The 13,180-nt window shown below is 75.0% G+C and carries 14 protein-coding genes; 5 read left to right on the top strand and 9 right to left on the bottom strand.

Translation table 11 applies throughout. From position 1 onward, the window contains the following. Positions 1-14: 14 nt before the first annotated feature. The 5 genes from AC6JBM_RS09805 to AC6JBM_RS09785 form a co-directional block, all read right to left on the bottom strand. Entirely contained in the window at positions 15-380 is a 366-nt protein-coding gene (locus AC6JBM_RS09805) for a CU044_2847 family protein (RefSeq protein ID WP_497983277.1), read from the bottom strand. A 76-nt stretch (positions 381-456) separates the two neighbouring features. Beyond that, positions 457-1,017 (bottom strand): class I SAM-dependent methyltransferase, encoded by a 561-nt coding sequence (locus tag AC6JBM_RS09800; RefSeq protein ID WP_497983276.1) that lies wholly within the window; start codon positions 1,015-1,017, stop codon positions 457-459. Next, on the bottom strand, positions 956-1,636 hold the full coding sequence (locus tag AC6JBM_RS09795; RefSeq protein WP_497983275.1) for a methyltransferase family protein: 681 nt from the start codon (positions 1,634-1,636) through the stop codon (positions 956-958). The genes AC6JBM_RS09800 and AC6JBM_RS09795 overlap by 62 nt, the downstream gene beginning before the upstream one ends. 49 nt (positions 1,637-1,685) lie before the next feature. Then, positions 1,686-2,711, bottom strand: coding sequence for an alpha/beta fold hydrolase (locus AC6JBM_RS09790; RefSeq protein WP_497983274.1), 1,026 nt, complete (start codon positions 2,709-2,711; stop codon positions 1,686-1,688). A gap of 91 nt (positions 2,712-2,802) precedes the next feature. After that, on the bottom strand, positions 2,803-3,318 hold the full coding sequence (locus AC6JBM_RS09785) for a hypothetical protein (protein ID WP_497983273.1): 516 nt from the start codon (positions 3,316-3,318) through the stop codon (positions 2,803-2,805). A 15-nt stretch (positions 3,319-3,333) separates the two neighbouring features. On the opposite strand from AC6JBM_RS09785, the gene AC6JBM_RS09780 reads away from it, so the two are divergent. The 3 genes from AC6JBM_RS09780 to AC6JBM_RS09770 all read left to right on the top strand — a co-directional run bounded on the left by AC6JBM_RS09780 (position 3,334) and on the right by AC6JBM_RS09770 (position 4,972). Then, entirely contained in the window at positions 3,334-3,723 is a 390-nt protein-coding gene (locus tag AC6JBM_RS09780; RefSeq protein ID WP_497983272.1) for a hypothetical protein, read from the top strand. Positions 3,724-3,794: 71 nt separating this feature from the next. Further along, on the top strand, positions 3,795-4,025 hold the full coding sequence (locus AC6JBM_RS09775) for a hypothetical protein (protein ID WP_497983271.1): 231 nt from the start codon (positions 3,795-3,797) through the stop codon (positions 4,023-4,025). Between the two features lie 5 nt (positions 4,026-4,030). After that, positions 4,031-4,972 (top strand): Gfo/Idh/MocA family protein, encoded by a 942-nt coding sequence (locus AC6JBM_RS09770; protein ID WP_497983270.1) that lies wholly within the window; start codon positions 4,031-4,033, stop codon positions 4,970-4,972. 13 nt (positions 4,973-4,985) lie between these two features. On the opposite strand, the gene AC6JBM_RS09765 is transcribed toward AC6JBM_RS09770, so the two are convergent. After that, positions 4,986-5,573, bottom strand: a complete 588-nt coding sequence (locus AC6JBM_RS09765; protein ID WP_497983269.1) for a TetR/AcrR family transcriptional regulator — start codon at positions 5,571-5,573, stop codon at positions 4,986-4,988. 84 nt (positions 5,574-5,657) lie between these two features. Here AC6JBM_RS09765 and AC6JBM_RS09760 point away from each other — a divergent pair, with 84 nt between their 5' ends. Further along, entirely contained in the window at positions 5,658-6,539 is an 882-nt protein-coding gene (locus AC6JBM_RS09760) for an SDR family oxidoreductase (RefSeq protein WP_497983268.1), read from the top strand. 4 nt (positions 6,540-6,543) lie between these two features. On the opposite strand, the gene AC6JBM_RS09755 is transcribed toward AC6JBM_RS09760, so the two are convergent. After that, positions 6,544-7,398, bottom strand: a complete 855-nt coding sequence (locus AC6JBM_RS09755) for a M15 family metallopeptidase (protein ID WP_497983267.1) — start codon at positions 7,396-7,398, stop codon at positions 6,544-6,546. 113 nt (positions 7,399-7,511) lie between these two features. On the opposite strand from AC6JBM_RS09755, the gene AC6JBM_RS09750 reads away from it, so the two are divergent. Beyond that, positions 7,512-8,288, top strand: a complete 777-nt coding sequence (locus AC6JBM_RS09750; RefSeq protein ID WP_497983266.1) for an alpha/beta hydrolase family protein — start codon at positions 7,512-7,514, stop codon at positions 8,286-8,288. A gap of 7 nt (positions 8,289-8,295) precedes the next feature. On the opposite strand, the gene AC6JBM_RS09745 is transcribed toward AC6JBM_RS09750, so the two are convergent. Both AC6JBM_RS09745 and AC6JBM_RS09740 read right to left on the bottom strand, forming a co-directional pair. After that, complete coding sequence (locus AC6JBM_RS09745; RefSeq protein ID WP_497983265.1) at positions 8,296-9,039, bottom strand: class I SAM-dependent DNA methyltransferase; 744 nt, start codon at positions 9,037-9,039, stop codon at positions 8,296-8,298. A gap of 136 nt (positions 9,040-9,175) precedes the next feature. Continuing rightward, positions 9,176-13,144: a bifunctional nitrate reductase/sulfite reductase flavoprotein subunit alpha gene (locus AC6JBM_RS09740; RefSeq protein WP_497986435.1), complete on the bottom strand. Its 3,969-nt coding sequence runs from the start codon at positions 13,142-13,144 to the stop codon at positions 9,176-9,178. Positions 13,145-13,180: the final 36 nt, after the last annotated feature.

Here is a 13,180-nt window from a genome sequence, read left to right as displayed (position 1 = left end):
GGCGGAGTCCCGGCTCAGGAGTCCGACCCGGGCGCGGGCTTCTTCCAGGTCATCTTGACGTTGAAGGTCGCCTCGGCGGTCCCCTTCGCGACGATGAGCCCGCACCCGCCGCCGACCTTGAGCCCGAGCTGCAGCTCCAGCTCGTCGGGCCGATGCTCCTTGAGCCGCTGCACGACGTAGTTCAGGGCCGGCATCACGCTGTCCATCGAGCCGGCCAGCGTGTAGGGCAGCATCATCACCGCGTCCTGCACGGAGACCAGGGACACCGCGTCGTCCAGGTCCCGGGGGCTCACCTCGATCTCGATGAAGTCCGCCGTACCGTCGCCGATCGGCATGCGACCAACCGCCACGCCCGCCGCTCCCCTCGCAGAGACCGTCATGTGTGCGGCCATCGTAGCGGCGCGAACACCCACCTGTGACGATCCGTCCGGGTGGTGGTCGCCGCCCGAACAGGTCTCAGGTGAGGACGTTCGCGCTCGGCCACGGCATGCGCAGCTTGTTCGGGTTGCCGTTGAGCCGGGACGGGTCGTGGCGCACGGGCGCCGGCGGTGCCGTCCGGCGCGGCGAGCCGGGCCGTCCAGACCGCCCGGCGATCGGGTCCAGGTCCAGCTCCTGGAACGCGAGCACGCCGCCCGGGCGGACCCTCGCGGCGATGCGCCGCAGCGCCTCGGCCGGGTCGGCGCGGTACATGAGAACCAGGCGGCCCACGGCGGCGTCGAAGGGACCGTCGAGGTCGGCGGTGGCCGCGTCGCCCTCGACGAAACGGACGTGGTCCAGCCTCAGTCGGCGGATGAATACTCCATGAGCCCAGAGGGTCCTCCGCCGCGCCCGGACGCGCAGTCGGCAACGCGCTACCCGCCGGTTGAACCCGCGGGGCGGCGCGTGCGTGGGGTGATCCCGGCTCGGCGGCGCCCGGAGTGGGCAGTGTCGGGGGCGCCGCCGAGCCGGTGGTCCACTACACGCCGGATGGCCGGCCGCGGCGCGCGTAGTCGTCGTACTCGGCGCCGAACCGGGCACGCAGGTCCCGCTCCTCGAACCGGATGCCGACCAGGATGTAGCCGCTGGCGGCGACGGCGAAGAACAGGTGCCCGGCGCTCATCTGCGGGGTGGCCCAGAACGTGATCGCCAGGCCGAGCATCATCGGGTGGCGGACCAGCGCGTACAGGCCGCCGCGGACGAAGCCCGGCTCGTGGTACGCCCGCCGCCGCAGATGCGTCCACGCCTGCTTCAGGCCGAGGAAGTCGGCGTGGTCGACGGCGAACGTGGACCACACGACGAGCACCCACCCGGCCGCGAACAGCACCCAGATCGCGGCCGCGAAGGGCTCGCCGACCCGCCAGATCCCGGCCGGCACCGGCTGCCAGAGGCCGAAGATCGCGAAGAGGACGAGGGCGGAGGCGAGGACGTACGTGCTGCGCTCGACCGGCGCCGGGATGCGCCGCTTGAACCAGGCCCGGGCCATCACCGTGTGCTGCACGGCGAAGGCGAGCAGCAGGGCGCCGTCGATCGCGAGCGCCGCCGCGGCCGGCCGGGTGGCGGGGCCGTCCCCGCGCACGAGGAACACGGCCGCCCAGGCGGCGCTGAGCAGGAAGCACGCGTACGCGATGACGGCGTACCCGGCGATGACGAGTCGCATCCGCAGATCGTCCGGCACGGGGGCGGCCCGGCGCAGTGGGGAAAATACCTCAGTTCGCGCCGTACCAGGCGGCGATCTGGGCCCGCGACCGGAAGCCCATCCGGGCGCGGATCCGCTCGACGTGGGCCTCGGCCGAGCGCTCGGTGATGCCGAGGCGCTCCCCGATCTCGCGGTTCGTGCACCCCTCGGCGATGAGCGCGGCGACCTCGCGCTGCCGGGCGGTGAGCGTCGGCGCGGCGCCCCGGTGCCGGGCCGGCAGCCCGAGGAATTGCCGGATGGCGCCGGTCAGGGGCCGGGTGTCGCCGATGTACGGCAGGTGCGAGCGCCCCGCGACCGCCTCGAACCGCGCGTGCGGGATGGCCTCGGCCAGCCGCCGGCCCTCGGCGAGCGGGGCGGCCCGGTCGCGGTCGCGGTGCAGGACCAGCGTCGGCGCGGCGATGTCCGGGAGCAGCTCGAGCACGTCGACGCGGTACGCGAGCTCCAGCATCGCGCACGCCGTCGCGGCGTCGGAGGACTCGCGCTGGTAGCGGGCGAACGCGGTGCGGGTCGCGGCGTCGGTGCCGGCATCGGGCGCGAAGACGTCGGCCAGCAGATTCGAGGCCAGACCCCAATGCTGCCGTACCAGTCCCAGCACATGATGCCGCAGCTCCGGCGACGCGATGTCGGCCCCGCGGGCCCATCCGCCGTAGAGCACGAGCCGCCGGACGGTGTCCGGGTGCCGCGCGGCCCACGTGGCGGCGACGGCCGCGCCGAGCGAGATGCCCATGAGGTCGAACCGCTCGAGCCCGGTCGCGTCGATGACGGCCCGCAGTGCGTCAAGCTCGTCGTCCACGGAGTACTCGGCGGCGGCGTCCGGTGCCGCCGCCGACAGTCCGACGCCGGGTTTGTCGTAGCGCACGAGCCGGCGGCCGTCGGCCAGCGCCTCGTAGAACGCGCGCTCGGCGGGCAGCTCCCAGCTGCGCTCGAGGTGGCCGAGCCAGCCGGAGACGTACGCCAGCGGCGGCCCGGTCCCGGCGACCGCGTAGGCGATCCGTGCCCCGGCCGCCGACCCGGTGACGGCGATCCTCTGACGCATCAAGGCCATTCTGCCGCGCCGCGCCGGAACGGGCTGGAACGGGTTCGCCGACGTGACCAGCCGCCGCGTCACCCGCGTCGAGCCCCCTCGGCTACGACAGCATCTTGCGCGACTTGAGGTAGCGCACCAGGTCGTCGTACGCACCGCCCTCGTTGGCGAACATCGCCACATTGCGGGCCGCGGCGAACCAGGGGCCGGTGGACGGGCGCACCTCCTTGAGCGCCCGTTCCAGGTCGCGCTGCTCGATCGGGCGGACCTCGCCCCGCTCGATCGAGTCCTCGATGGCGAACTCGGCCGCCGTCTCGCACAGGTGGGCCAGGTCCGCCCCGGAGATGTCGGCGGTGTCCGGGATCAGCCGGGCCAGGTCGATGCGGGCGATCGGCCGGTCGCGCAGGTGGTAGCGCAGGATGCTCTCCCGGGCCGGCCCGTCCGGCGGTTCGACCAGCGCGACGCGGTATGGATCGCGGGCGCGCTCGGCCTGTTCACCATGTACCCGTGGATGTGGCCCGCCGTGGCCCTCGCCCCCGCCCTGTGGTGCGTGCGCGCCGCGCGGACGTGGCGCGCCCTGGCCCCGGGCCTGCGGACGTATGCCCGGCAGCTGCTGCACACCTCCCGGACCCGGGTGGCCCTGCTGGCGGCCTGCGCCCTGACCGCCGTGACGCTGACCGTCTGCGGTTCGCTGCAGGACCCCGGCGCCACCCCGCCGGCCTGGCTGCTCCTGCCGATCGCCGCCCACGCCCTGACCCTCCTCGCCGCCGTGACCGTGCCCGCGATCACGACCCACCGGACCACCGCCCCGCCCCAGTCGACCACCGCCCCGCCCCGCCCGACCGGCCGCACCGCCGAGTGGGGCGTGCGCCGGGCCGCCGCCGCCGCGATGTTCGCGTTCGGGCTGTGGATGCTGCTCGACCCGCCCTCGTGGGCATCCGGCCACACGCCAGGCATCGCCGCGGCCGCCGCCACGTTGGCCGGGATCCGGGTCCTGATGCGGCCCCCCGAGGATCCCCAGTAGGCCGCATCACAGCTTCAGTGCTGCCCGCGGCGCTGGGCACACGGTGGCCGAGACCGCGATACAGTCCGGGTATGCCGATCGAGGTCGCCCGCGGCGAGCCGTTCCCGGTCGCGGCCGAGGCCGACGTCGCCGCGCTGGTCGAGTGGCTCGGACCGGCGGCCGCGAACGAGCGGCGGCGCGGCGCGCTCGGCGACCACTTCGCCTACGAGCCCGACGACGACGGCGGAGGGACGGCAGCCGTGGTACTGCGGCCGTACGATGCGAACCGGCTGACCGCCTCCACCGCGACGAGCTTCACCTGAGCGCCATGCGGCTCGGGATCGTCGGGGCGGGCGAGGTCGCGTGGCGGCACGCGGCCGCGGCCGACGGGGTCGGCGGGCTCACGCTCGCCGTGGTCGCCGACCGGGATGCAGGGCGGGCGGAGCGGCTCGCGGAGCGTTTCGGGGCCCGCGCCGCCGCCGGGCCGGACGAGGTGTTCGCCGCGGCGGACCTCGTCGTGCTCGCGGTGCCGCACGCCGACCACGAGGAGCTGGCGGTGCGCGCGGCCACGGCCGGGCGCACGGTGCTGGTCGAGAAGCCCCTCGCGGTCTCGGCCGCGGCGTGCGACCGGATCATCGCGGCGGCCGGGGACCGGCTCGTGGTCGGGCAGCAGGGGCGGTTCTTCGCCCAGGTGCGGGCCGCGCGCGAGGAGCTGGCCGGGCTCGGGCGGCCGCTGCTGTACCTCGAGCGGCGCTCGACCGACTACGCGCGCCCCGACCGGCCGGCCTGGTTCACCGATCCCGAGCGGGCCGGCGGCGGGATCGCGATGCTCGTCGGGGTGCACAGCATCGACCGCGCGGGCTGGCTGCTCGGCGCGCGGCCGGTGGCGGTCGCCGGGTCGGTCGCGGCCCCGGCCGGGTCGCCGGTGGAGACGTCGGCGGCGGCGACGCTCTACCTCGACACCGGCGTGCGGGCGCATCTGACGCTCGTGGACTCGCCGGACTTCTTCCACGAGACCACGATCGTGTGCGAGCGGGGCACGCTGACGGTCGACCCGGCGGGGGTGAGCGTCGGCGGGCGGCGGGTGCTCGAGGTCGACGGCGACCGGGAGTACACCCTCTCCTTCCGGCGGCAGTACGAGGCGATCCTGCGCGGCGAGCCGACGGCGACCCCGGAGGAGGGACGGCGCGCGGTCGCCACGGTCGAGGCGTGGTACCGCTCCGCCGCCTCCGGTGGCCGGCCGCAGCCGGTCGCGTCCGGGGCGCCGTGACGCCCGGGCCGCGTCAGGTCTGCTCGCCGCCGAGGGCCAGGGTCGCGGCCCGCAGCTCGTCGAGGGCCGCCCGCGTGTAGGGCCCGAGTTCGGCCCGGGCGTCGTCGCCCTCCGACCAGGCTTGGAAGCCGCGCTTGAACGCCAGCACGCCGAGCTCCCCAGCGAGGGCGGCGATCGGGTCGGGCACGCCGCGGGCGGCCAGGGCGGCCGTCATGGCGGCCGCGAGCCCGACGCTCTTGAGGGCGTCGCGCTCCTGCAGCTCGGCACTGGCCGCGACGGCCGCCCGCAGGCGCGGGCCGAGCTCGCGGTTCATCGGCCCCATCGCGCTCGCCGCGCGGTCGAGCCCGGCCGCGACCGCCTCGAGCGGGCCGGCGCCCGGGGCCGCGTCGGCGATCCCCTCGGTCAGCAGCCGGCTCAGGGTTTCCTGGCCCGCCACCAGGATCTCGCGCTTGTCCTGGAAGTGCCGGAAGAAGGTGCTCTTCGTGACGCCGGCCCGCTCGGCGATCTGCGCGACCGTCGTGTCGTCGAAGCCCTGCTCGGTGAACAGGTCGACCGCGGCCACGACCAGCCGTTCCCGCGACCCCGGTTCCCATCGAGCCATGCGCCCATCATAGGTGACGGGACCTTTGTCCCATGACCCTGGTACAGTGACGGGACAAGAGTCCCATCACTGTTGGAGCAAGTCATGCGCGTCTTCATCACCGGCGGCAGCGGCCTCGTCGGCTCCGCGGTCGTCGCCGAGCTCCTCGGCCACGGCCACACCGTCCTCGCCCTCGCCCGCTCCGAGGCCTCCGCGCTCGCGCTCAAGGGGGCCGGCGCCGAGACCCTCAGCGGCGGCCTCGCCGACCTCGACGTGCTGCGCGCCGGGGCGGCCCGGGCCGACGGCGTGATCCACCTGGCCTTCAGCAACGACTTCAGCAGCGCCGAGGCCGTCGGGCGGGCGGTCGCCGAGGAAAGCGCGGCCCTCGCGGCCCTCGGCGAGGCGCTCGTCGGCAGCGACCGGCCCCTCGTCACCGTCTCCGGCACCCCGGCGGTGCCCGGCCGCGCCTCCACCGAGGCCGACCCGGCGCCGACGGAGGGCCCGGTCGGCGGCCGCGGCCGCTCGGTCCGGGCGATCCTGGACCTCGCCGGGCGCGGGGTCCGCAGCACCGCCGTGCGCCTGCCCCGCACGGTCCACAACGAGGGCCAGGGCGGCTTCGCGGGCCTGCTGACCGGCATCGCGCGCCAGACCGGCGTCGCGGGCTACCCGGGCGACGGCACCCAGCGGTGGCCGGCCGTGCACGCTCTCGACGCGGCCTCGCTCTTCCGCATCGCGCTGGAGTCGGCGCCGGCCGGCACCAGCTGGCACGCCGTGGCCGACGAGGGCGACGCCGTGCGCGACATCGCCTCGGTGATCGGCCGCCGTCTCGGCCTGCCGGTCGAGCCGGTCCCGGCGGAGTCCTTCGGCCCGCTCGGCCCGATCTTCGCGACCGACCAGCCGTCGTCGAGCGCCCACACGCGGGAGACGCTCGGCTGGACCCCGGCGCACCCGAGCCTGCTGCAGGACCTGGAGCTGCTGCGGCCCTGAGCCGTCAGGCGACCGGGAAGTCGTAGTAGGTGTCCGGGAACGGCTCGTCGGCGAGGGTGTAGTGCCACCACTCCTTCGGGTAGTTCGCGAAGCCGCCGGCGGACATGAGACCCGTCAGCAGGTCCCGGTCCGCGCGCTGGGCCGCGCTCACGCCCGCCGCCGCCGTGTGCGCCAGCGGGTCGAAGCAGTCGAAGCCGGTGCCCATGTCGATGGTGTCGTCCGGGAACCGCTGCGCCGCCGGGGCGGTGCAGGACACCAGCGGGTCGCCGGGGCGGTACGCCGGCCCGGTGCGGCCGGGCAGCGCCACCAGCGTCAGGTCCAGCGTGCTGCCCCGGCTGTGCGCGGTCGGGCCGCCGATGTAGCCGTCGTCGAAGAGCGCCGACTTGTCCACCTGCGGATAGAACTCGGCCTTCATGCGCTGGTCAGCGTCGCCGGACCAGTGCACGAAGTCGTCGACGGCCCGCTGGGGCCGGTAGCAGTCGTAGACCTTGAGGCTGTAGCCCCGCGCCAGGGCGCTCTGCTGCACCCGGTGCAGCGCCTCGGCCGCCTGGCGGGTGAGCAGGCACCGCGGCGCCAGATACCCGGTGACCGGCCGCCCGACGAAGTTGTGCGCGGTGGCGTAGCGGATGTCGAGCAGGATGCTGTCGTCCACGTCGGTCACGGACACGAAGCCGGGCGGCAGCGGGGCGGACGACGCGGAGGACGCCGACGGCGACCCGGCCGGGCTCGAAGCCGGCGACGGCGACGAAGGCCCGGCCGCGCGAGCCGTGGCGGAGGCGGACGACGGCGGCGCGGGCTGGGCCGGACCGCCGCACGCGGCCAGCAGCAGACCGGCCATCAGGGCGATGAGCAGGCGCACGGCCGGATTATTCGGGGTCCGTCCCGGTCGATGCGACGCCGTCCTTCGCACCCGCCACCCGGCGAACCGCCGCCGCGACGTAACCATCGCCGCCACTCGCGGGTCATATCCATATGCGGACCGTGACCCTGCTCAGCTGCCTGCTGCTCCTCGCCGCCTGCGCCGCGCCCGCGCCGGCCCCCGCCGAGCCCGCCGTCTCCGCGAAGCCCGGCCCGCCCAGCCCCACGCCGAGATGGTGCGGGGAGCCGCAGCTCGACGACCGGCAGGTGGCCCTGCCCGGCGAGCACGGCACCTACCTGGCCGGCTACCTCCTCGGCGCCGGCGACGTCACCCTCGTCGTCGTGCCCCAGGCGAGCGCCACCGCCTGCTCCTGGCTGGCGTGGGCGAAGGACAAGGCGGCGGCCGGGTACCGCGTGCTCGCCTTCGACTTCAGCGGCGAAGGCCGCTCCGGCCGTGCCGACACCGGCCACGCCTCCGACGACGTCACCGCCGCCGTGGCGTTCGCCCGCACCGGCGCCACCGGCCCGGTGGTCATCGTCGGCGCCTCCCGCGGCGCGACGGCGGCCCTGGTCGCCGCGGCCCGCCTCGATCCGCCGCCCGCCGCCGTGATCAGCCTCTCCGGCCCCGGCGACTACGCCGGCGAGAGCGCCCTGGACGCGGTGCCGCGGCTCACCGCGCCGGTGCTGTACCTGGCCGCCGCCGCCGACGGCCGGTTCACGGCGGACGCCCGGGCGATGTACGACGCGACCCCGGGCGAACGCCGCACCCTCACCGTGGTCCCGGGCCGGTTGCACGGCACGGCCCTGCTCACCATCGCCGCCGAGGGCGCGACCGAGGCGGCGAAGGCCGTCGACGACTTCCTGCGGGCGACCGCCCCGCCCCGGGCCTGACCCGGTGTCAGCGCGGCAGCCGGTACACCGACACGTGCTTGGTGGAGTCGCCCGTGAACTCGGCGCCGGACCAGTCGGCGTGCCGGGACTCCAGGGTGAACCCGGCGAGCCGGCCCATCAGGTCCATCTCCGACGGCCAGATGTACCGGTGCGGGCTGCGCGTCAGCCGCGCCTGGCGGGCGTCGCCGAAGTCGAACGTGAAGTGGTGCGACACGATCCGCTGGTTGAGCACGTCGAAGGTGTCCAGCCCCAGGTATCCGGGCTCGGAGCCGAACACGACCGCACCCTGCGTCGGCGGGAGCCGGCGCAGGTCCGGCACCTCCAGCTCGACGACGAACCGCCCGCCCGGGACGAGGTGCCGGGCCGCGTTGCGGAAACACGCGACCTGTTCGTCCTGGGTCAGCAGGTTCGAGATCGTGTTGAACACCAGATAGACGAGGGTGTACTCCCCCGGCGCCGTCGCATGCGCCATGTCCCCGGCCACGACCGGGATCTCGTCGGCGCCGGCCTTGGACCGCAGCCGCGCCAGCATCGGCCCCGACAGCTCGATCCCGGTCACGGGCACGCCCGCGGCGCGCAGCGGGACCGCGATGCGCCCGGTGCCGATCGCGAACTCCAGCGCCCGCCCGCCCCGGGCGAGCGACGCCAGCCGCGCCACGACCGGATCGACCTCGGCGGGCGCGAACATCCCCTCCCCCGGCGTGTCGTACCGAGCGGCGATCTCGTCGTCCCAGACCTCGTCCTGACCCATGCGCTCGACACTTTCGCGCCGTCGCGCCGGTTGTCCAGTCAATTGTTCCCAGGCAACACGGCCGTGTCGTCGCGCACGAGAGTCGCCAGGCGGTCGGGGCGGTGCACACGGCCCGCTCCGCGGCGCCGGGGCGCCCCTAATACACGTCGCGCAGGTAGCGCTTCTCGGCCGCCAGCTGCTTCACGTACGCGGCGGCCGCGCCCTCGTCCATGCCGCCGTGTGCGGCCACGATCTCGCGCAGCGCCGCGTCCACGTCCTTCGCCATCCGCGTCGCGTCCCCGCACACGTAGAAGTGCGCGCCGTCCTGCAGCCATGCCCACAGCTGCGCCCCGTGCTCGCGCATCCGGTCCTGCACGTACACCTTCGCCCGCTGGTCCCGCGAGAACGCCACATCCAGCCGGGTCAGCACCCCGTCCGCCCGCAGCGCCGCCAGGTCATCCTCGTAGTAGAAGTCCGTCGCCCGCCGCTGCTCCCCGAAGAACAGCCAGTTCCCGCCCCGCGCCCCGCGCGCCCGCCGCTCCTGCAGGAACGCCACGAACGGCGCCACCCCCGTGCCCGGGCCCACCATGATCATGGGCACCGAGTCGTCGGCCGGGGGCCGGAAGTGCGGCGAGCGCTGCAGGAACACCCGAACGGGCGCGTCCGGGCCCGCGTCCGCCAGATACGCCGAGCACACGCCCTTGCGCACCCGCCCCGCCCCGTTGCCGAACCGGATCACCGACACCGTCGTCGCGACCCGGGTCGGCGCCAGCAGCGGCGACGACGAGATCGAGTACTGCCGCGGCTGCAACCGCTTCAGCACGCCCACCCACTCGTCCGCGCCCGCCTTGACCGCGTGCTCGGCGACCACATCGACGGCCTGCCTGCCCCACGTGTACTTCGCCAGCTCCCCCTGGTTGTCCGGCCGCAACAGCGTCCGCAGTGGACTGTCGTGCCCCCGGTCGGCGACGAAGCGCAGCAGGTCCGGCGTGACCCGCGTGATGTCGAGCCGGTGCAGCAGGGCCTCCCGCAGCTCGACCGGGCCGCCGACATCCACTGTGGACAGCGCGTCGAGACCGGTCACCGCCAGCCACTCGTCGACCAGGTCCGGGCAGTTGACCGGCCACACCCCCAGCGCGTCCCCGGCCGCGTAGCCGAAGTCCGCATCCACGTCGAACGCGAACTGCCGCACCTCCTTCGCCGACCCGGGCCCGCTCAGCAGCCGGTTGCCGCGCAGCGTCGCGGCGACCACCTCCCCGCGGCCCGCCCGGGGCGGCGCGGGACGCGCGGCCGGGGCCGGGGCCCGCAGCGCCAGCAGCACCGCGTCGAGCCAGCCGTGGGCCGCGGCCTCGAAGTCCGGCTCGCAGTCGACCCGCGCCGTGAGCCGCTGCCCGCCCAGCTCCGTCAGGCGCGCGTCCAGCCGCCGCCCGTGCCCGCAGAAGTCCGCGTAGCTCGAGTCGCCGAACGCCAGCACCGCGTACCGCCGCCCGTCCAGCCGCGGCGCCTCCGCCTGCAGCGAGTCCCAGAACGCCGCGCCGTTGTCGGGGGCGTCGCCGTCGCCGAACGTGCTGGTGATGACGAGCAGGTCGTTGCCGCCGCCGAGCAGGTCCCCGGCCACGGCCGTCATCCCGCGCAGGTTCGCCCGCCACCCCTCGTCGGCCAGGCGCCGGCCCACCAGCGCGGCGAACTCCTCGGCGGTGCCGGTCTGCGACGCCCACAGGATCTCGATCGTCCGCGCGGTGCTCTGCGCCTCCGCCCCGGGCCGGTAGTACTTCCCGGCAAGGAAACCGTCCGCCCAGGCCGCGGTCGCGGGCGCGAACGGCGCCTCGGGCGGCAGCCGGGGCACCACCCCGGCCGCGGGCGGGCTCGCGGCCAGCGCGCTCAGGAACCCCGCGAGATACATCCGCTCGACCTCGGACAGCGGCGCGAGGTCCACCCCGGCCAGCGCCGGCGGTGAGGGGTCCGCCTCGGTCGCGACCCGGGTCAGGGCGACCGCGCAGACCTTCAGCTCCGGCTGGAACGAGATCGGGTCGACCGCGTCCGACGTGACCGCGTTCACCGAGAGGTCCGCCCCGAACACGTCGTTCCAGTGAAACGGCGCGAAGCAGTCGCCGGGCCGCACCCGGTCCGACACGGCCGCCGGCAGCACCGCCCGGCCCCGCCGCGACTCCACCCGCACCGGGTCGCCGTCGGCGATGCCGAGCCGACGCGCGTCGGCCGGGTGCAGCTCCACGAACGGGCCCGGGTTCAGCCGGTTGAGCTTCGCCACCTTCCCCGTCTTCGTGAGCGTGTGCCACTGGTGCTGCAGCCGCCCGGTGTTGAGCAGGAACGGGAAGTCGTCATCCGGCAGCTCCGCCGGGTCCAGGTGCGGGCGCGGGAAGAACACCGCGCGGCCGTTCGGGGTCGCGAAGTTCAGCCGCGGCCGGGTGCCGTCGGCGGACTCGCGGACGGGCTGGCTGACGCCGTCGTTGCGGTACCGGATGGGATTGCGGCTCTTCGCCTCGGGCGGGGCGGGCCACTGCACCGGTCCCCGCCGCAGCCGCTCGTAGTCCACGCCGCGCAGGTCGTATCCCGTCTGCGGGTTGTGGAAGCCGCGGATCTCGGCGAACACCTCCTCGGCGCAGGAGTAGCCGAACGCGTCGCCGTAGCCCATCGCGACCGCGACCCGCGCGATGAGCTCCCAGTCCGCGAGCGCCTCCCCCGGCGGATCGGCGACCGCCGCGACCAGCGTCAGGTTCCGCTCCGAATTGATCATCACGCCGTCGGTCTCGGACCACATCGCGGCCGGCAGCACCACGTCCGCGTACGCGTTCGTCTCCGTCCGCTCGTACGCGTCCTGGGTGATCACCAGCTCGGCCGCCTCCAGCCCCGCGATCACCGTCGCCCGGTTGCCGACCGACGCGACCGGGTTCGTGCAGATGATCCAGCACGCCTTCACCTCGCCCGCGGCCATCCGCTCGAACAGCTCGACGGTCCCCTTGCCCACGTCGGTGCGCAGCGTCCCGCCCGGCAGCCCCCAGGCCCGCTCGACGAAGACCCGGTCGGCCTCGACCAGCACCGAGCGCTGCCCCGGCAGGCCCGGCCCCATGTACCCCATCTCCCGGCCGCCCATCGCGTTGGGCTGCCCGGTCAGCGAGAACGGCCCGCTGCCCGGCCGGCAGATCGCGCCGGTCGCCAGGTGCAGGTTCACCAGCGCGTTCGTGTTCCAGGTGCCGTGCGTGCTCTGGTTGAGCCCCATCGTCCAGCAGCTCATCCACTCCCCGGCCCCGGCGATGAGCGCGGCCGCCTCACGCAGCCGCTCCTCGGGCACCCCGGTGATCGCCGCGACCCGCTCCGGCGGATAGCCGGCCAGGAACTCCGGCATCGCCTCCCAGCCCTCGGTGTGCTCGGCGATGAACCGCTCGTCGATGTGCCCGCCCGCGACGAGCAGGTGCAGCAGCCCGTTGAGCAGCGCCAGGTCGGTGCCGGGCCGCACCTGCAGGAAGAGATCGGCCCGGTCCGCGGTCGCGGTCCGCCGGGGGTCGACGACGATGAGCTTCGCCCCGGCCTTGATCCGGTCCATCATGCGCAGGTACAGAATCGGGTGGCAGTCGGCCATGTTGGACCCGATGACGAAGAACAGATCGGCGTGATCGAAGTCGTCGTAGGAGCCCGGCGGCCCGTCCGCGCCCAGCGACAGCTTGTAGCCGCTGCCCGCGCTGGCCATGCACAGCCGCGAGTTCGACTCGATCTGGTTGGTGCGCACGAACCCCTTGGCGAGCTTGTTCGCCAGGTACTGCGCCTCGAGCGTCATCTGCCCGGACACGTAGAACGCCACCGCGTCGGGCCCGTGCTCGTCGATGATCGCCCGCAGCCGCCCCGCGGTGTGCTCGATCGCCTCGGCGACGCCCGTCTCGGCCGGCGGCTCCCCGCGCCCGCGCCGGACCCGGGCCCGCTCGAGGCGCCCGCCCCCGGCGAGCATCTCCGCGCTTGTGGCCCCCTTGGTGCACAGCCGCCCGGCGTTGGCGGGATGGTCCTTGTCGCCGTGCACCTTGAGCACGCGGCGGCGGCCATCGGGGTCCGTCGCCACGTCGAGGACCATGCCGCAGCCGACCCCGCAGTAGGAACAGACCGTGCGGGTCTGCATCACGCCCCGACGGTACAAACGCTCAGTTACACGCGT

Source organism: Dactylosporangium thailandense (assembly GCF_059739745.1).
Note: the sequence above shows the minus strand (reverse complement) of the source record. Positions and strands in the feature narration are given on the sequence as shown.

What these genes read in the sequence shown, in the direction of transcription:
- AC6JBM_RS09805 (WP_497983277.1), bottom strand. Translation starts at nt 380, where the DNA reads ATGACGGTCTCTGCGAGGGGAGCGGCGGGCGTGGCGGTTGGTCGCATG.
- AC6JBM_RS09795 (WP_497983275.1), bottom strand. Translation starts at nt 1,636, where the DNA reads ATGCGACTCGTCATCGCCGGGTACGCCGTCATCGCGTACGCGTGCTTC.
- AC6JBM_RS09790 (WP_497983274.1), bottom strand. Translation starts at nt 2,711, where the DNA reads ATGCGTCAGAGGATCGCCGTCACCGGGTCGGCGGCCGGGGCACGGATC.
- AC6JBM_RS09775 (WP_497983271.1), top strand. Translation starts at nt 3,795, where the DNA reads ATGCCGATCGAGGTCGCCCGCGGCGAGCCGTTCCCGGTCGCGGCCGAG.
- AC6JBM_RS09770 (WP_497983270.1), top strand. Translation starts at nt 4,031, where the DNA reads ATGCGGCTCGGGATCGTCGGGGCGGGCGAGGTCGCGTGGCGGCACGCG.
- AC6JBM_RS09765 (WP_497983269.1), bottom strand. Translation starts at nt 5,573, where the DNA reads ATGGCTCGATGGGAACCGGGGTCGCGGGAACGGCTGGTCGTGGCCGCG.
- AC6JBM_RS09760 (WP_497983268.1), top strand. Translation starts at nt 5,658, where the DNA reads ATGCGCGTCTTCATCACCGGCGGCAGCGGCCTCGTCGGCTCCGCGGTC.
- AC6JBM_RS09750 (WP_497983266.1), top strand. Translation starts at nt 7,512, where the DNA reads ATGCGGACCGTGACCCTGCTCAGCTGCCTGCTGCTCCTCGCCGCCTGC.
- AC6JBM_RS09745 (WP_497983265.1), bottom strand. Translation starts at nt 9,039, where the DNA reads ATGGGTCAGGACGAGGTCTGGGACGACGAGATCGCCGCTCGGTACGAC.
- AC6JBM_RS09740 (WP_497986435.1), bottom strand. Translation starts at nt 13,144, where the DNA reads ATGCAGACCCGCACGGTCTGTTCCTACTGCGGGGTCGGCTGCGGCATG.